Source organism: Gemmatimonadaceae bacterium (assembly GCA_035533755.1).
GTDB lineage: Bacteria > Gemmatimonadota > Gemmatimonadetes > Gemmatimonadales > Gemmatimonadaceae > JAGWRI01.
In genome coordinates this window covers 1-15370 of sequence record DATLTC010000101.1, presented here as the reverse complement: position 1 = coordinate 15370, position 15370 = coordinate 1, and the positions used below count along the sequence as shown (strand labels likewise).

Below are 15370 nucleotides of genomic sequence, written 5' to 3'. Positions count from 1 at the left end.
TGTCGCCCGACGGGAACACACTGGTGTTCCGTAACGAACGCGCCAACGGCGAGCTCTGGATCAAGCGTCGTGCGGAGCTCGCGGCCACGGCGATTCCGGGCACGGCGCAGTCGTGGGACCCGACGTTCTCTCCCGACGGACGCGCCGTCGCGTTCGTCCAGAACGACAAGCTCAAGCGGGTGGATCTGTCGGGCGGGGCGCCCGTCACGCTGGCCGATACGGCGCAAGGCGGCTACGGCGGGGTGGCCTGGCTCGACGACGGGACACTGGTGTACGTGATGCCCGGGCAGAGTGCGTTCCGTCGCGTCTCGGCATCCGGCGGGCCGAGCACCACCGTGTGGCGCGACACGTCGAACATGGGCGGCGGTGCGGGGATTCCGCAGCCGCTGCCCGGCGCCCGAGGCGTGCTGTTCCAGTATTGCGGGTCCGGGTGCGTGACGGTGAGCATCCACGTGCTCGACCTGAAGACCGGAGCGGCGCGCCCGCTGCTCGACAACGTCGAGGGCGCGTGGTACCTGCCCAACGGCTACCTGCTGTACGTGCGCCCGGACGGCGCCGGACTCGCGGCGCCGTTCGATCTGAAAACGCTCAAGATCACCGGACCGGCGGTGCCGGTGCTGGACCACGTCTTCGTCCAGACCGCCAACGGGGTGACCCCGCTGGCGTGGTCGCGGGGCGGCACCCTGGTCTACGTGCCGGGCACCGGCTCGGCGACCACGGTCCAGGTCATGCGCGTGACGCGCGATGGGGTGGCGACCCCCGTAGACAGCGCGTGGGCGGGCGAGCTCAATTCGCTCGCGCTGTCGCCGGATGGCCGCCGCCTGGCCGTTGGCGACGGCGGCGGCGCCGGGAACTTCAACATCTGGATCAAGCAGATGGACCGCGGCCCGTACTCGCGGCTCAGCTTCGGCGACCGCGACCGGCGCCCGGCGTGGTCACCCGACGGGCGAACGGTGGCGTTCGTGCGCGACACCGGTGCAAATGGCGGCGTCTACGGACGCCCCGCCGACGGTACGGGGAGCGACCGCGCGCTCGTGCAGATCGACCGCCGCGTGCAGGAAGTCACCTGGAGCCCCGATGGCAAGTGGCTGGTGCTGCGCACCGACAACACGGCACGGGGGGCCGGCGATCTCGTGGGCGTGCGCACGAGTGGCGATACGACGCCGGTTCCGCTCGTCGCCACGCGGTTTTCGGAACTGACGCCCGCGGTATCGCCCGATGGCAAGTGGCTCGCCTATTCGTCCGACGACAACGGGAGGCCCGAGGTGTACGTGCGTCCCTTCCCGAACGCCAACGATGGCCGCTGGCAGGTATCGCTGGATGGCGGCATCGACCCGGTGTGGGCCCCCGACGGCCGCTCGCTGTTCTTCATCGACAACAGCAAGACGCTGGTCGAGGCGCGCCTTGGCGCCGGTCCGTCGTTCAGCATCGCCGGCCGCCAGCCGCTGTTCAACACGGCGCGCTTCGCGGTGAACCAATACCATCAGGATTACGTGGTCGAGCCGGGCGGCAAGTCGTTCCTGTTCCTGGAGAGCGAGCAGTTGACAGGCCAGCGCGACGCGGCCGAGGTGGTGTGGGTGGACCACTGGTTCAGCGACCTCAAGAAGAAGCTCAAGCGATGAGGGGCCGATGACCGACAGTGCCGCTCGCCTGTCCGCCGCCCTCGCCGACCGCTACCGCATCGAGCGCGAGCTTGGCGCGGGCGGCATGGCCACGGTCTATCTCGCCGCAGACCTCAAGCACGATCGCAACGTCGCGATCAAGGTGCTGAAGCCCGAGCTGGCTGCCGTGCTCGGCGCCGACCGGTTTGTGCAGGAGATCAAGACCACCGCGGCGCTCAGTCACCCGCACATCCTGCCGCTCTTCGACTCGGGCACCGCCGACGCGCAGCTCTACTATGTGATGCCCTACATCGAGGGCGAGACGCTGCGTGAGCGGCTCAATCGCGAAACGCAGATCGGCGTCGCCGACGCCGTGCGCATCACGACGGAGATCGCCGACGCGCTGGACTATGCGCACCGCCACGGGGTGATCCACCGCGACATCAAGCCGGAGAACATCCTGCTGCACGACGGGCGCCCCATGGTGATGGACTTCGGCATCGCGCTCGCCGTGAGCGCCGCCGCCGGCGGGCGCATGACCGAAACGGGCCTGAGTCTCGGCACGCCGCACTACATGAGCCCCGAGCAGGCGACGGCCGACAAGGAGATCACCGGGCGGAGCGACATCTACTCGCTGGCCACCGTGCTCTACGAGATGCTGGCCGGCGAGCCGCCGCACACGGGGAACTCGGCGCAGCAGATCATCATGAAAATCGTAACCGAGGATGCGGCCGCGGTCACGAAGCTGCGGAAGACGGTGCCGCCGAATGTGTCCGCGGCGCTCGCGAAGGCGCTGGAGAAGCTGCCCGCCGACCGCTTCGATAGCGCCAAGGCGTTTGCCGACGCGCTGGGCGACCCGCACTTCGCGGTCACCACCGCGGTGGGCGATTCGGGAACGCCTATCGGCGCAACTGCCCATCACTGGCGCACGATCGCGCTCGCCGTCTGCGCCGCGTGCATCGCGCTGCTCGGGGTGGCTGCATGGGCGTGGCTGCGCCCCCTTCCGATGCCGCCAGGCAGCGCGCAACAGGTCGTGCTCGGCTCGATAGGAACGCTGCCGGGCGAGTTGGCGAAGGCGACGGCCATCGCCCCGGACGGATCGGCAATCGCTTACCTGGATACGAATGCGGCTGGACAGGCCGAGCTGATGCTGAAGGACGCGGACCGTCTGGCGCCGCGCGTGCTCGCTCCGCTTTCCGTTTCCGTCCAGGATGGACCGGCGCCAACGTTCTCCCCCGACGGACAGTGGATCGCCTTCACCGACGGCAAGCTCAAGCGCGTGCCGAGGCGTGGGGGGACGCCGGTCGTGCTCTCCGACTCGGCAGTCCTATCGGCGTCCGCGTGGCTCAGCGACGGGACCATCGTGACCTCGGGAATCGGCATGGAGGCGCTGTACGCGACGCCGTCGTCCGGCGGCACTACCCGGCGCGTGCTCACCGCCGATTCCACGGGATCCCTGTTCGCTCGCATTACGGCAATTCCCGGTACCGATGCTGTGCTCGTGTCCGTCATCGGCCCCCGGCCCCGCGTCATCAGCCTCGACCTGACCACCGGCAAGACCCGCGTGGTGCAGCAGGGCGCCATCGCCGCCTGGGTGGTGGGGCAGTGGCTTCTCTACCTCGACGGCAACGGCACGCTGGTCGGCGCGCCGTTCAATCGCAAACGTCTGGCCGTCACCGGGGCCCCCGTCACGCTGCTCGACAGCGTCCAGAACAACAGCTACCCGGAGGCCAATCCGTCAGGCGACATCCAGGTTGGCGCCGATGGCACCCTACTGTACGTGCGACGGAGGCCGTTGGCCGGGCCAACGGGGCTGCGGCTGGCACGCGTTGCCCTCGACGGATCGGCAACTCTGATCGACACCGCGCAGGCGCTTCCGGTGGCCGGGCTTGGCGGCCTCGATCTTTCGCCCGACGGCCGGCAGGTGGCGGTGAGCCTGTCCGACTCGGCGTCCGGCGGGAGCAACATCTATGTCGTGGATCTTGGCGGCGGTCCGCCCACCAGGCTGACGTTCACCGGAACCGCCAACGTTCGCCCCGAGTGGTCGCCCGACGGCAAGCGCGTGATGTACGTGTCCGATGCCGGGGGGCGCCTCCTCAGGCTCTGGGCAGAGCCGGCCTCGGGGGGCGGGGCCGCGACACTGCTCACCGGCGTCCACGGCATCTTCGGCGGCCTCTGGTCGACGGACCAGCGGTGGATCGTCTACCGCACCGAGGCGACGGCCACGCGCAGTCGCGACATCATGGCCCTGCGCACCAGCGGCGATACGACCCCGGTTCAGCTCGCGGCAACCTCGGCGAGCGAACTCGGCCCGGCGGTGTCGCCCGACGGGCGGTGGCTCGCCTATTCGTCGAACCGCAGCGGCACGCAGCAGGTGTACGTTCAGCCCTTCCCGGACGCCGGCGGTCAGCTCTGGCAGGTATCGTCCGGTCCGGGTTCCAGCCCGCAGTGGTCGCACGATGGGCGGCGAATCTTCTATCAGGACGACAACGACCATCTGCTCGCGGCGGACGTGAGCACGTCGCCCACGTTCAGGGTCACGCGAACGCAGGTGCTCTTCTCGGGACCGTATTTCCGGTATCCTTATTACCACGAGTACGCCGTGGCGCCCGACGATAAGCATTTCGTGATGCTGCAGATCCCGCCGGCGGCGATGGGACAGGGCGCGCGCCTGATCGAGATGCGGCACTGGCTTCCCGCCGCGATGAAGGCCGGCCATGAGTGACGCCGCCGGTCGCCTCTCCGCGGCCCTCGCCGACCGCTACCGCATCGAGCGCGAGCTCGGGCAGGGCGGTATGGCGACCGTGTATCTCGCCGAGGACCTCAAGCACGACCGCAAGGTCGCGATCAAGGTCCTGCATCCCGATCTCGCCGCCGCGCTGGGCGCCCAGCGCTTCCTCAGCGAGATCAAGACCACGGCCAATCTCCAGCACCCGCACATCCTCCCCCTGCACGACTCGGGAGAAGCCGACGGACTGTTGTTCTATGTCATGCCGTACGTGGAGGGCGAATCGCTGCGCGATCGGCTCAATCGCGAGAAGCCGCTCCCCATCGAAGACGCCGTGGGCATCGCACGCGAAGTGGCCGACGCCCTCGACTACGCGCACCGGCACGGCGTCATCCACCGCGACATCAAGCCGGAGAACATTCTCCTGCACGACCGGCGCGCCCTCGTGGCCGACTTCGGCATCGCCCTCGCCGTGCAGAGCGCGAGCGGCGAGCGCATGACGCAGACGGGCCTCTCGCTCGGCACGCCGCACTACATGAGCCCCGAGCAGGCGATGGGGGAGAAGCAGATCGACGCGCGCAGCGACGTGTACGCGCTGGGCGCCGTGCTGTACGAGATGCTCACCGGCGATCCGCCGTTCACCGGCTCCACGGTGCAGGCCATCGTGGCCAAGGTGATGAGCGCCGAGCCCGAGCCGGTGACGATGCTGCGCCGGAACACGCCCGAGCCGGTGGCCTACGCGGTGCACAGGGCGCTGGAGAAGCTTCCCGCCGACCGGTTTGCCACGGCGCAGGCGTTCGCCGACGCCCTCGCCGCGCCCGCCGGCTACGTGGGCGGCGGATCCGGCGCGGCACGCGGCGTTGCGCGGCCTGGGGGCCGCCGAGCGCGGTTTCGTGATCCCCTCGTGCTCGGACTCGCGGTGGCGGCCGTCGTCGCCGTCGCAGTCGCCGGGCGGGAATGGGCCGCGGCCCACGCGCCCGTGCGCGGGGACGTCGAGCGATTCATCGTCGACCCGCCGGCCAACGTCGCGGCGGTGATCCAGCGACGATCGGGCGTGAACGTCGCCATATCGCCCGACGGATCGGTGATCGCATTCTGCGGGGTCGGTGACGACGGCACGCGCCGGCTCTACATCCGGCCCCTGGATGAGCTCACCGCCCGCCCGCTGCCCGGAACCGAGGGCGCCGAGCAGCCGTTCTTCTCGCCCGACGGCCGGTGGATCGCGTTCTGGGTGGCCGGCCGGCTGCTCAAGGTGGGGGTGGCGGGCGGCGCTCCGCAGCGCATCGCCGATCTGCCGAACATGACCGGCGGAACGTGGACGCGCGACGGGACCATCGTGGCCGGGGTCTCGAGTCATCTCGTCTGGTTTCCGGCGAGCGACGGCGCCAGGCAGAGGACCGCCCCGCTGGACAGCACACGGGGTGAAGTCGGGCAGTACTTCCCGACCGCGCTCCCCGACGGGGATCATGTCGTGTACGCCAGCTGGGACGCGGGCGGCCTCGAGGTGGTGCACCTCGGCGTGCTGTCGCTCTCCACGGGTCGAACCCGTCGGCTCCAGGTTGCGGCCCTGAACGCGATCGGGATGCTGGACGGCGCGCTCGTCTTCGCCAGTGAGAGCGGCATCCTGTCCGCGGCGCGGATGGACGTGGCCGCCGGGACGCTGACCGGTCCCGTCGTGCCCGTCGTGAGCGACGTGGCGAACGGGAATCGAGGCGGCGCCATCGCCGCGCTCTCCAACACGGGAACGCTCGTGTATGCCACCGGCACGGCCGCCTCGGAAGTCGTGCTCGCCGACTCGACCAGCGAGACGCCGGTCCTTCCGGAGATCCGCGAATACGGGTTCCCGCGATACGCGCCCGACGGCAAGCGGCTGGCCATCGCGATCGGGTCGGGCGCCACGCGGGACGTGTGGCTCTACGACTTCGCGTCACACGGGCTGCGGCGTCTCACGAGCGGCGGGTCGATCAACGAGCGGCCCGAGTGGTCCCCCGACGGGTCGCGCGTGCTCTTCCGCTCCGATCGCGGCCCGCGGTCGGCGATCTGGTGGCAGCCGATCGACGAGAGCGCGCCGGCCACGCAGCTCGTGGGTGACCCGAAGATCCCGTACTACGAAGCGGTGATGACGCCGGACGCGAGAGCGATCGTGTACCAGGTGGACACCTCCGGGGGCGACATCGGCTACCGGATGCTGAGCGGCGACACCACGCCAAGATTGGTCGCGAGCAGCCCCGCCCAGGAGTTGGAGCCCCGCCTATCGCCCGATGGACATTGGCTGGCGTTCCTGACCGAGGAGTCGGGCACCGCGCAGGTGGTGGTTCAACCCTTTCCCGGGCCGGGGCCGCGCATTCCGATTTCGAACAACGGCGGGTCGGAGCCCGTGTGGGCGCGCGACGGCCGGCACCTCTTCTACCGGAGCAGCGGGCATTTCGTGGTGATCACGTATGCGGCCACCCCCACCTTCCGTGTCGTTTCACGGGGCAATTTCATGAACGATCGGTATCTGGCCACCCTCGCGCCGCATGCCAACTACGACGTGTCGCCCGACGGCAAGCGGCTGCTCGTGCTCAAGGGCGACCGACAGCGGTTGGTGGTCGTCCACAACTGGTGGGCGGAGATTCACGGGCGCGTGACGGGAGACTCGACGCGATGAGTAGCGCCACTCCGCCTCTCGCCGCCGCCCTCGCCGACCGCTACCGCATCGAGCGCGAGTCAGGCGGACGCCGGATGGCGCGTTGCGGGTCCGCAGGGGATACTTGTCGGCGACGGCTGGGGTACCGACCAATCACGGATCGAGGACTACCAACATGACGACGGACGGGCAGGCGCCTTCGCGGACCAAGGGATTCACGACCCTCTTCCTTGTCGAGTTGTGGGAGCGGTTCGGCTACTACGGCATGACGGCCGTCGTCGTGCTCTACATGGTGCAGCAGCTCGGCTACACCGACGACCGCGCCAACCTCACCTTCGGCGCGTTTGCCGCGCTCGCGTACACGGTGCCCGCGATCGGCGGCTGGATCGGCGACAAGCTCCTGGGAAGCCGCCGCACGACGGTCCTCGGGGCGGTAACCCTCGCCCTCGGCTACATCGGCCTCTCGATCCCCAACCACCCGGGTCTGCTGTTCCCGGCGCTGGCCGTGGTGGCGGTGGGCGGCGGCATCTTCAAGGCGAATCCCGCCAACATGATCTCCAAGCTCTACGAGGGCGATTCCGCCAAGATCGACAGCGCCTTCACGATGTACTACATGGCGGTCAACCTGGGTTCGGCCATGTCGCAGATCGCGACGCCGCTCATCGCGGTGAAGGTGGGATGGCATGCGGCGTTCGCGGTCTGCGCGGGCGGGCTCGTGGTCGGCATCCTCAACTACCTCGTGATGAGCCGGTATCTCCGGCACGTCGGCTCGGCGCCCGACTTCCAGCCCCTCAACGTGGCACGCCTCGTCCAGGTCATGGTTGGAATGGTGATCGGCATCGGGCTCGTGACGTTCATCATCCAGAACCGCACCGTGGCGCGCGGCACCGTGTTCCTCGGGTTCCTCACCATGCTCGCCATCTTCTGGATCATGGGGCGCAAGGGGAGTGAGCGCGAGCGGACGGGGCTCATTTCCGTGCTCATCCTCACCGGGCTGGGGATGCTCTTCTTCATCTTCTACCAGCAGATGTCCACGTCGCTCACGCTGTTCTCGCTCCGGAACGTGGAACTGAACCTGTTCGGATACCAGGTTCCCGCGGGGCAGGTGCAGGCGTTGAATCCGATCTGGATCTTCATCCTCAGTCCGGGGCTTGCCTGGCTGTACAACAGCCTGGGCCGGGGCGAGGGCGGCGACTTTCACATCTCCACCAAGTTCGCGATGGGATTTGCCGTGTTGGCGCTCGGGTTCTTCATCTACGGATTCAGCGGGCACTTTGCCGTGGCCGGCAAGGTCTCGTTCTGGTTCATGATCATCGGCTACGCCTTCCAGTCGCTGGGGGAACTCCTCATCAGCGGTCTGGGTCTCGCCATGGTGGCGCGCTACGTGGGCCCGTCGCTCCGCGGATTCATCATGGGCGTCTGGTTCCTGGCCACCGGGATCTCGCAGTACCTGGGCAGCTACGTGGCCACGTACGCGAGCGTACCGCAGAACGTCACCAGCCCGGTGGACACGCTGCCGCTCTATACGAATCTGTTCATGAAGCTCGGGATCGTGGCCGTGATCGGCACCGTGATCGCCGCCGCCCTGATCCCGTTGATGAAGAAGTTGTCGGTGGTGACCGAAGGGCCGTGGGAGGAGGCCGCGTAGTGGCCGACATCCCCGCCCGCCTGGCCGCGGCCCTCGCCGAGCGGTACCGCATCGAGCGGGAACTCGGCGTGGGCGGCATGGCCACCGTGTATCTGGCCGAGGACCTCAAGCACAACCGCAAGGTCGCGATCAAGGTCCTGAAGCCCGACCTCGCGGCGGTGATCGGGGGCGAGCGGTTCGTGCAGGAGATCACGACCACGGCGCAGCTCCAGCATCCGCACATCCTGCCGCTGTTCGACTCGGGCACCGTCGAGGGCTTCCTGTACTACGTGATGCCGTACGTCGAGGGCGAGACGCTGCGGAGCAAGCTCGATCGCGAAACACAGCTCGGCATCGACGAAGCGGTGAAGATCGCCGTCGAGGTGGCCGACGCGTTGGACTACGCACACCGGCACGGCGTGGTGCACCGCGACATCAAGCCGGAGAACATCCTGCTGCACGACGGCCGCCCGATGGTGGCCGACTTCGGCATCGCGCTGGCGCTCTCCGCCGCGGCCGGCGGGCGGATGACGGAGACGGGCCTCAGTCTGGGCACGCCGCACTACATGAGCCCGGAGCAGGCCACCGCCGAGAAGACCATCACCAACCGCTCGGACATCTACTCGCTGGCCAGCGTGCTGTACGAGATGCTCACCGGGCAGCCGCCGCACCTTGGCGGCTCGGCGCAGCAGATCATCATGAAGATCGTGACCGAACAGGCGGCGCCGGTGGCGCAGATGCGAAAGGCCGTGCCGGCGAACGTGGCGGCGGCCGTGGCCCGGGCGCTCGAGAAGCTGCCCGCCGATCGGTTCGACACGGCCAGGGCCTTTGCCGACGCGCTGCGCGACCCGCACTTCTCCACGACCGAGGCGGGCGCGGGCGCGGTCGCGGCCGCCAACGCCACGCGGTGGAAATCAGTGGCGCTCGGCGCCGGCGCGGTTGCCGTCATCCTGCTGGCCGCGGCGCTGTGGGGATGGCTGCGCCCGCGTTCGGCGGCGCCCGTGCCGCCGGAGCTGCAGCTGTACGTGCAGGGCGATTCCAGCTTCGCGGTCACCAACAACTGCTGCGGGCCGTCGCTCGCCATCTCGGCCGACGGCCAGCGCATGGTGTTCATCGCCCAGACCGGCGACAGCACCATGTTGTACCGTCGCGACCTGGATGACGCCAACGCCCGTCCGATTCCGGGAACGGCTAACGGCGTGACTCCGTTCCTGTCTCCCGACGGGCGCTGGGTGGGGTTCATGCGCCAGGGGATGCTGATGAAGGTGGACGTCACCAACGGCGGCGCGCCGCTGACGATCGGCCCTGTAGGCGCGGCGAAGGTACGCGGCGCGTCGTGGGGAGACGACGGCTACGTGTACTTCACGCCCGAGCTGGACGGCCCGCAGCCCATCGACCGGGTGAGCGCCGAGGGCGGCGATCCGAAGGTCTACTCGCGGCCCGATACCGGCACGGAGCACGGACGCGTCGTGCCCCACGTGCTGCCGGGCAGCCACGTGCTGCTCTACGCCACCTCACCCAAGGACGGCGGCGACGCCGGCGCGTGGGTGGTGGCGCTCGACATGGATCGCCAGGTCGTTCATCGCCTGACGCCGGGATTCCAGCCATACTACTCCGCCAACGGCTATCTCACGTACGCGCTGGCCGACGGCTCGATCATGGCCCGCCGATTCAACCCGAAGACGTTCGCGCTGGGCGGATCGCCGATCCGCCTCAGCGATCACACGCTCACCCACAATTACTCCGAAGCGGAATACGCCGTGGCGAACGACGGCACCATGGTCATCCGGGCCCTCGGCGCGCAGCAGAGCCAGCTGCGGCTGTATTCGATGCAGGGGCAGCTCCTCCGCGCGATCCCCGGCAATGCGGCGCGGCACTCGCCGCGCTTCTCCCCCGATGGCCACCGCGTCGCGTACACGCAGGGGGACTACAACATCGCGGGCACCGACGAAGAAGTGTGGGTGTACGACATCGAGTCGGGCGTGGACACGCGGCTCTCAGACGCCGGAGACGCGCTCGACCCGATCTGGTCGGCCGACGGCCGCAGTGTGCGCTGGCTGGACGACCGGAACGGCGTCCGCCGGATGATGAGCCGCCCCGTGGACCAGAGCGCGCCCGCGGCCCCGTTCGGCGACACGACGTTCGCCGGGGTCCAGCGCCACGATATTGGCCAGGGCGTCCGCCTCGGCTTTCCGTCCAGCGCCGGCGGCCCCATCCCGCTTTCCGTGGACAGCCGGGACGGGAAGTCCACCGACTTGTGGGTCATGGATGCCGACGGCACGCATGCCCGTCCATTCCTGCAGACGGCGGCGCACGCCGAATTCCCGGCCGTGTCTCCGTCCGGAAAGTGGCTGGCGTACGAGTCTGACGAGACGGGACGCGATGAGATCTACGTGGAGCCCTTCCCGAATGGCGGCCCCCGCTACCGCATCACGACTGCAGGCGGAGACTATCCGGTGTGGGCCACGGATACGGCGCTCGTGTACGAGAACGGCGATTACGACGCCGTGAGCTCCAGTGTGCGGTTCGCGAACGGCGACGTGCGCGCCGGGCCGCCGAGGGCGATCATCGGCTCGGTATACGACCAGATCGTCGCGTCGCGGTCCGCGGACGTGAGCCCCGACGGCAAGACGCTGGCCGTGATCGCCATGCCCGTGGTGTCGCGTCTGCTCGTGGAGACGAATCGCCTGCAGCACCTCGGCGGCGCCGGCGGCCAGCCGTAGGCGCCACGACCGTCGAACCGCTCGACAGACCGACGGGTGTCGATCGCGACAAAGGCGCCCCCGGCCGCGAGGCCGGGGGCGCCTTTGCCGTACGCGACTACTTGTTCTTTCCGCTGCCCTTGGGTGGCACGACGGTGATCGAGTCGCACCCCTTGATGTACACGCCCGTCACGGTCCGGCCGGTGAGGCAGGCCTTCGTGTCGGACGCGGTGAGGCCGAGGGCGTCGGTGTCGAACTGCCCGAGGAAATCGGTCACGCCGTCGCCGTTCACGTCTTCGAGATGCGTGTGGTGCGCGCCCGCAGCGATCGCCGCCGGCCCGAACCGCACGGTCGACGCGTCGATCGTCGTCGCGTCGAAGCCGTTCACCGACAGCACGCCCACTGGCGTGACGCCGCCGGAGCCGAGGTTGATCGGGTTGACGTCGCTGCCCGGTTTGATGTCGATGAGCACGTGCTTCTCGGTCACCACCACCTGAGCCGTGGCCGAGCCCGACGCGCCGTCCTTGTCCCGCACGGTGAGCGTCACCGTGTAGGTGCCCGGCACGAAGTACGTGTGCGAACCGGTGAGCCCGGCGCCGGTGGAACCGTCGCCCCAGTCGATGGTGCTCGTCCACGGCGCGTCGGCGCCCGGATCCGTGAAGCTGCCGTCGAGCGTGAACGCACTGCCCGATTCGATCGTGGCGCCCGCGCCCGCGTTCACCGTCGGTGCCACGTTGTTCACCGTGAGGTGGAAGCTGGTCTGCACCTGTTGGCCGTTGCCGTCGTTCGCCGTCACCGTCACGTCCTGGCTCTGCGCCGGGCCGTCGGTGGTGGCGTAGCTCCACGACCAGGTGCCGTTGCCGTTGTTGGTGATCGTGCCCACCGACGCGGTGAGCGTCACGGCGTCGTGGTCGGGGTCGGAGACGGTGCCGGCGTTGGTGGCCGTGGAGCCCTCATTGACCGTCACGTTGCCGTTGGCCGCCACCGTGGGCGGGGAGTTCACCACCGGCGGCGCCTGGATGACGCCCGGATTGCCGCCGTTGGCGACGTACGACTGATACGTCTGCAGCAGGAACTTGCCCCCCGCCGCGCCGCCGCCGTCGAAGATGATGAAGGTGAGCGTGTGGTTGCCGCTCAGCGTCACCGGGTAGGTGTTCTTCGACAGGTCGGTGTTCTGCACGCCCACGAGCGTGTTGTCGATGTAGATCCAGGAGCAGTTGTCGGCGAGGAGCTGGACGACGTAGTTGCCGGTGCCCGAAATCTGGGTGGAGTACTTCGTGTAGCTCTGGCCGCCCGGCCCTTCGGAGGGCAGCGCGTTCCAGGCATTGATCCATGGCGCGAAGAAGTAGCTGTACGCCCACGGATGCCCGGTGAGCACGAACGCATTGTGCGGGTTCTGCCAGTTGGCGTTCACGCCCACCGCCGGTACGGTGGTGCACGAAGTGGTTGGCCACGTCGGGTCTGCCGACGCCGGGAAGATCGGGTCCCACGTCATCACGTTCGAGCCGCTGGTGTACGTGCTCGGGCTCTGGACCTGCACGGCGTCGATCATCGGGCCGCCGGCCGAATTCGCGCCCCCCGTCACCTTGAACCGCAACGTCGTCGACGCTCCGGTGGCCGTGACGTTGAAGACCTCCTTGTCCCAGCTCATGTGCGTGGCGCTACCGCTGGGATCGCTGAACGTGAAGGTCTGGCTCACTCCGCCGAAATCGGCCTCGATGCTCACGCTGCCGCCGTTGAGAATCGTGTAGTTCTCCGACAGCTCGAACGACACTTGATACGTGACGCCCGCCTGCGTGGCCACCGCCTGGCTGATCGTGGCGGTGTTCATGTCGAGCACCTGCGATCCGTCGGGCACGCCCGTGAACGCGAACGTGGGCTCGCCGTCCTGCACGTCCACGCTCCCACTCTCGATCGTCCAGCCGGGCAGCGACGTGCTCCCCGCGGAATACGTCAGCCAGGGCAGGACGAAGGGAATGGTGGGCGGCTGCTCGAAGCTGCCGTTCACCACCAGGTTGCTGCCGGGGATCACGTCCCGGGTTGCGCCCGTCGCCGACGGACCCTGAACGGGCGGGGCGGTGAGCCGGGTGGGTTCGCCGCTGCAAGCGGCGGCGATTGCCAGGATGGCAAGAAGTGGGGCGCGCTTCGTCACGGAGGGGCTCCCGGGCCGTCATCGGCCCATTCGCGAGGTGAGGGTGCAACAACCCGCGAACTGTATCGAAGCCGCCCCTGCGACTCCATACCACTTTGGGGCGTGTGACCTACTCCGTTCGGACAGGTTGCGGTCTACACCACGCCGCGTTCGCGGGCCACCAGCGTGAGCTGCACCCGGTTCGACACGCCCAACTTGGCGTACGCATTCCGCAGGTGAAGCTTCACCGTGCTCTCGGCGATATCCAGCTCGGCGGCGATGTGCTTGTTCGACTTCCCGCCGGCCACCCGCATCACCACCGCCCGTTCCCTCGGCGTGAGTTCCAGTCCGCGCCGCCGCTGGTCGTTGCCCATGATTCTGAGGACCCGCGTGGCAAGCGGCGCGGGAATCCAGCCGTCGCCGCGCGCCACGGCGCGAATCGCGTCCACCAACACCGACGCCGCCGACTCCTTCAGAATGATCCCCTCCACCGACGCGCGAATGCACTCCACCAGTGTGTCGTCGCCCAGCGTGGCGGCCAGAACGATCGTGGGGATCCGGATCCCGCGCTCGCGCAGCCGCCGGTGGGCTTCCAGCCCGCTGCACCGCGGCATCGAGAGGTCCGTCACCAGCACGTCGGGCCGGTGCAGTTCCACGGCCTCCACCGCTTCGAGCCCGTCGGTGCACAGGGCGCACACCGTCAGGTCTGGCTCCAGGGAGAGCAGAGCTTCCAGGCCGTGCAGAACCACGCGATGGTCGTCGGCGAGCACCAGGCGCAGCGTCATGCTCGGCGGGGCTCCTCGACCGGGATGCGCACGCTCACCGTGGAGCCGCGCGGCGTGGACTCGATCGACATGCGCCCCCCGGCGCTCTCCACTCGGTATTTGAGACTCACCGGGCCCAGCCGCTTGTCGCGCAGCGTTTCGTGATCGAACGCCCCGTGAAAGGGAAACCCGTGCCCATCGTCCACCACGCGGATGTCGATGTCGGCACCGTCGGGGGCCACGGTCACCGCCACGGAACGCGCCGCGCCGTGGCGGGCGGCGTTGGCCGTGGCCTCCTGAACGATGCGCAGCACGCACCGCAGCGTTTCGCGCGGCCAGCAGCCGTCCAGCTGCGCGTCGACGGTAGCCTCGACGCCCCAGATCGCCGACACGCGGTCGAGCAGGGCGGCAATCCGGGCGTGGGCGTCGAGGCGCTCGTCGGCCCACGCCGGCGTGTCGCCCTTCACCTCGTCCACGAACAGCCGCATCTCCTGCTGCTCGGCCGACACGCTGCGCCCCAGGTCCGTGAGAATGCGCTCGGCGGCCCCGGGATCGGTGCGCACCAGCTTCCGGGCGGCGGCGATCTGCAGCGTCGCGCCGGTGAGCGTCTGCAGAATGCCGTCGTGCAACTCCAGCGCCGTGCGCAATCGGAGCTCGGCTTCGAGCAGTTCGCTGTCGAGCGCGGTCCCGCGGGCCGGTGTCCGGCGGCGGGGCAGTGTATCAGTCACGGGTTGACGGGAAGAACCGGGGGGAATGGCGCGGAACGGACGACGCGCAAAGTGCACGATTTTCGGGGAGCGCGAAAGTGAGGAGAATCCCTTTTCTTTTCGCGGCGCCGCTCCGGCGCCGACTCCCGGCAATCCCCGGCATAGCCGGTGCCCGAGACTTCTCGCCTCACCGCCGCCAGGCCATCGGGTCGGGCACCTCGCGGTTCTGACGCGGGCGGTGCATGTTTGGGCAGTCACCGTCGCTGCCACCCCCTTCCGCACAGCAATCCGGTTCTCTCATGCACACTCGCCTCGTGCTCGCGGCGCTCGCGGGCGGCCTGTTCCCGGCAGTCGCCACCGCCCAATCCACCCGCCTCCTCCACCAGCCCGACGTCAGCGCCCGCTCCGTCGCCTTTGCCTACGCCGGCGACATCTGGATCGTGTCGAAGGATGGCGGCGACGCGCGGCGGCTGACCTCGTC

Annotated in this window: 9 protein-coding genes; 6 read left to right on the top strand and 3 right to left on the bottom strand. The window is 69.0% G+C overall.

All coding sequences use genetic code 11. The annotated features are described in order from the left end of the window. The 5 genes from VNE60_14435 to VNE60_14415 all read left to right on the top strand — a co-directional run. The coding region (locus tag VNE60_14435; GenBank protein HVB32719.1) for a hypothetical protein at positions 1-1622 on the top strand (1622 nt) is incomplete at its 5' end. Positions 1623-1629: 7 nt separating this feature from the next. After that, positions 1630-4326: a protein kinase gene (locus VNE60_14430; protein ID HVB32718.1), complete on the top strand. Its 2697-nt coding sequence runs from the start codon at positions 1630-1632 to the stop codon at positions 4324-4326. Next, entirely contained in the window at positions 4319-6979 is a 2661-nt protein-coding gene (locus VNE60_14425) for a protein kinase (GenBank protein ID HVB32717.1), read from the top strand. The genes VNE60_14430 and VNE60_14425 overlap by 8 nt, the downstream gene beginning before the upstream one ends. Before the next feature lie 154 nt (positions 6980-7133). Further along, a complete protein-coding gene (locus VNE60_14420) occupies positions 7134-8606 on the top strand; it encodes an oligopeptide:H+ symporter (GenBank protein ID HVB32716.1) in 1473 nt (490 codons plus the stop codon). Then, positions 8606-11308, top strand: coding sequence for a protein kinase (locus tag VNE60_14415; protein ID HVB32715.1), 2703 nt, complete (start codon positions 8606-8608; stop codon positions 11306-11308). Before VNE60_14420 ends, VNE60_14415 begins: the two co-directional genes overlap by 1 nt. Before the next feature lie 97 nt (positions 11309-11405). On the opposite strand, the gene VNE60_14410 is transcribed toward VNE60_14415, so the two are convergent. The 3 genes from VNE60_14410 to VNE60_14400 form a co-directional block, all read right to left on the bottom strand. After that, entirely contained in the window at positions 11406-13439 is a 2034-nt protein-coding gene (locus VNE60_14410) for a DUF642 domain-containing protein (protein HVB32714.1), read from the bottom strand. 134 nt (positions 13440-13573) lie between these two features. Beyond that, the gene (locus VNE60_14405; GenBank protein ID HVB32713.1) at positions 13574-14203 is read right to left on the bottom strand and encodes a response regulator transcription factor; all 630 of its coding nucleotides are present in this window, start codon (positions 14201-14203) and stop codon (positions 13574-13576) included. Continuing rightward, positions 14200-14910, bottom strand: a complete 711-nt coding sequence (locus tag VNE60_14400; GenBank protein HVB32712.1) for a histidine kinase — start codon at positions 14908-14910, stop codon at positions 14200-14202. Before VNE60_14400 ends, VNE60_14405 begins: the two co-directional genes overlap by 4 nt. A 278-nt stretch (positions 14911-15188) precedes the next feature. On the opposite strand from VNE60_14400, the gene VNE60_14395 reads away from it, so the two are divergent. Then, positions 15189-15370, top strand: a 182-nt coding sequence (locus tag VNE60_14395) for a hypothetical protein (protein HVB32711.1), incomplete at its 3' end; no start/stop codon positions are given.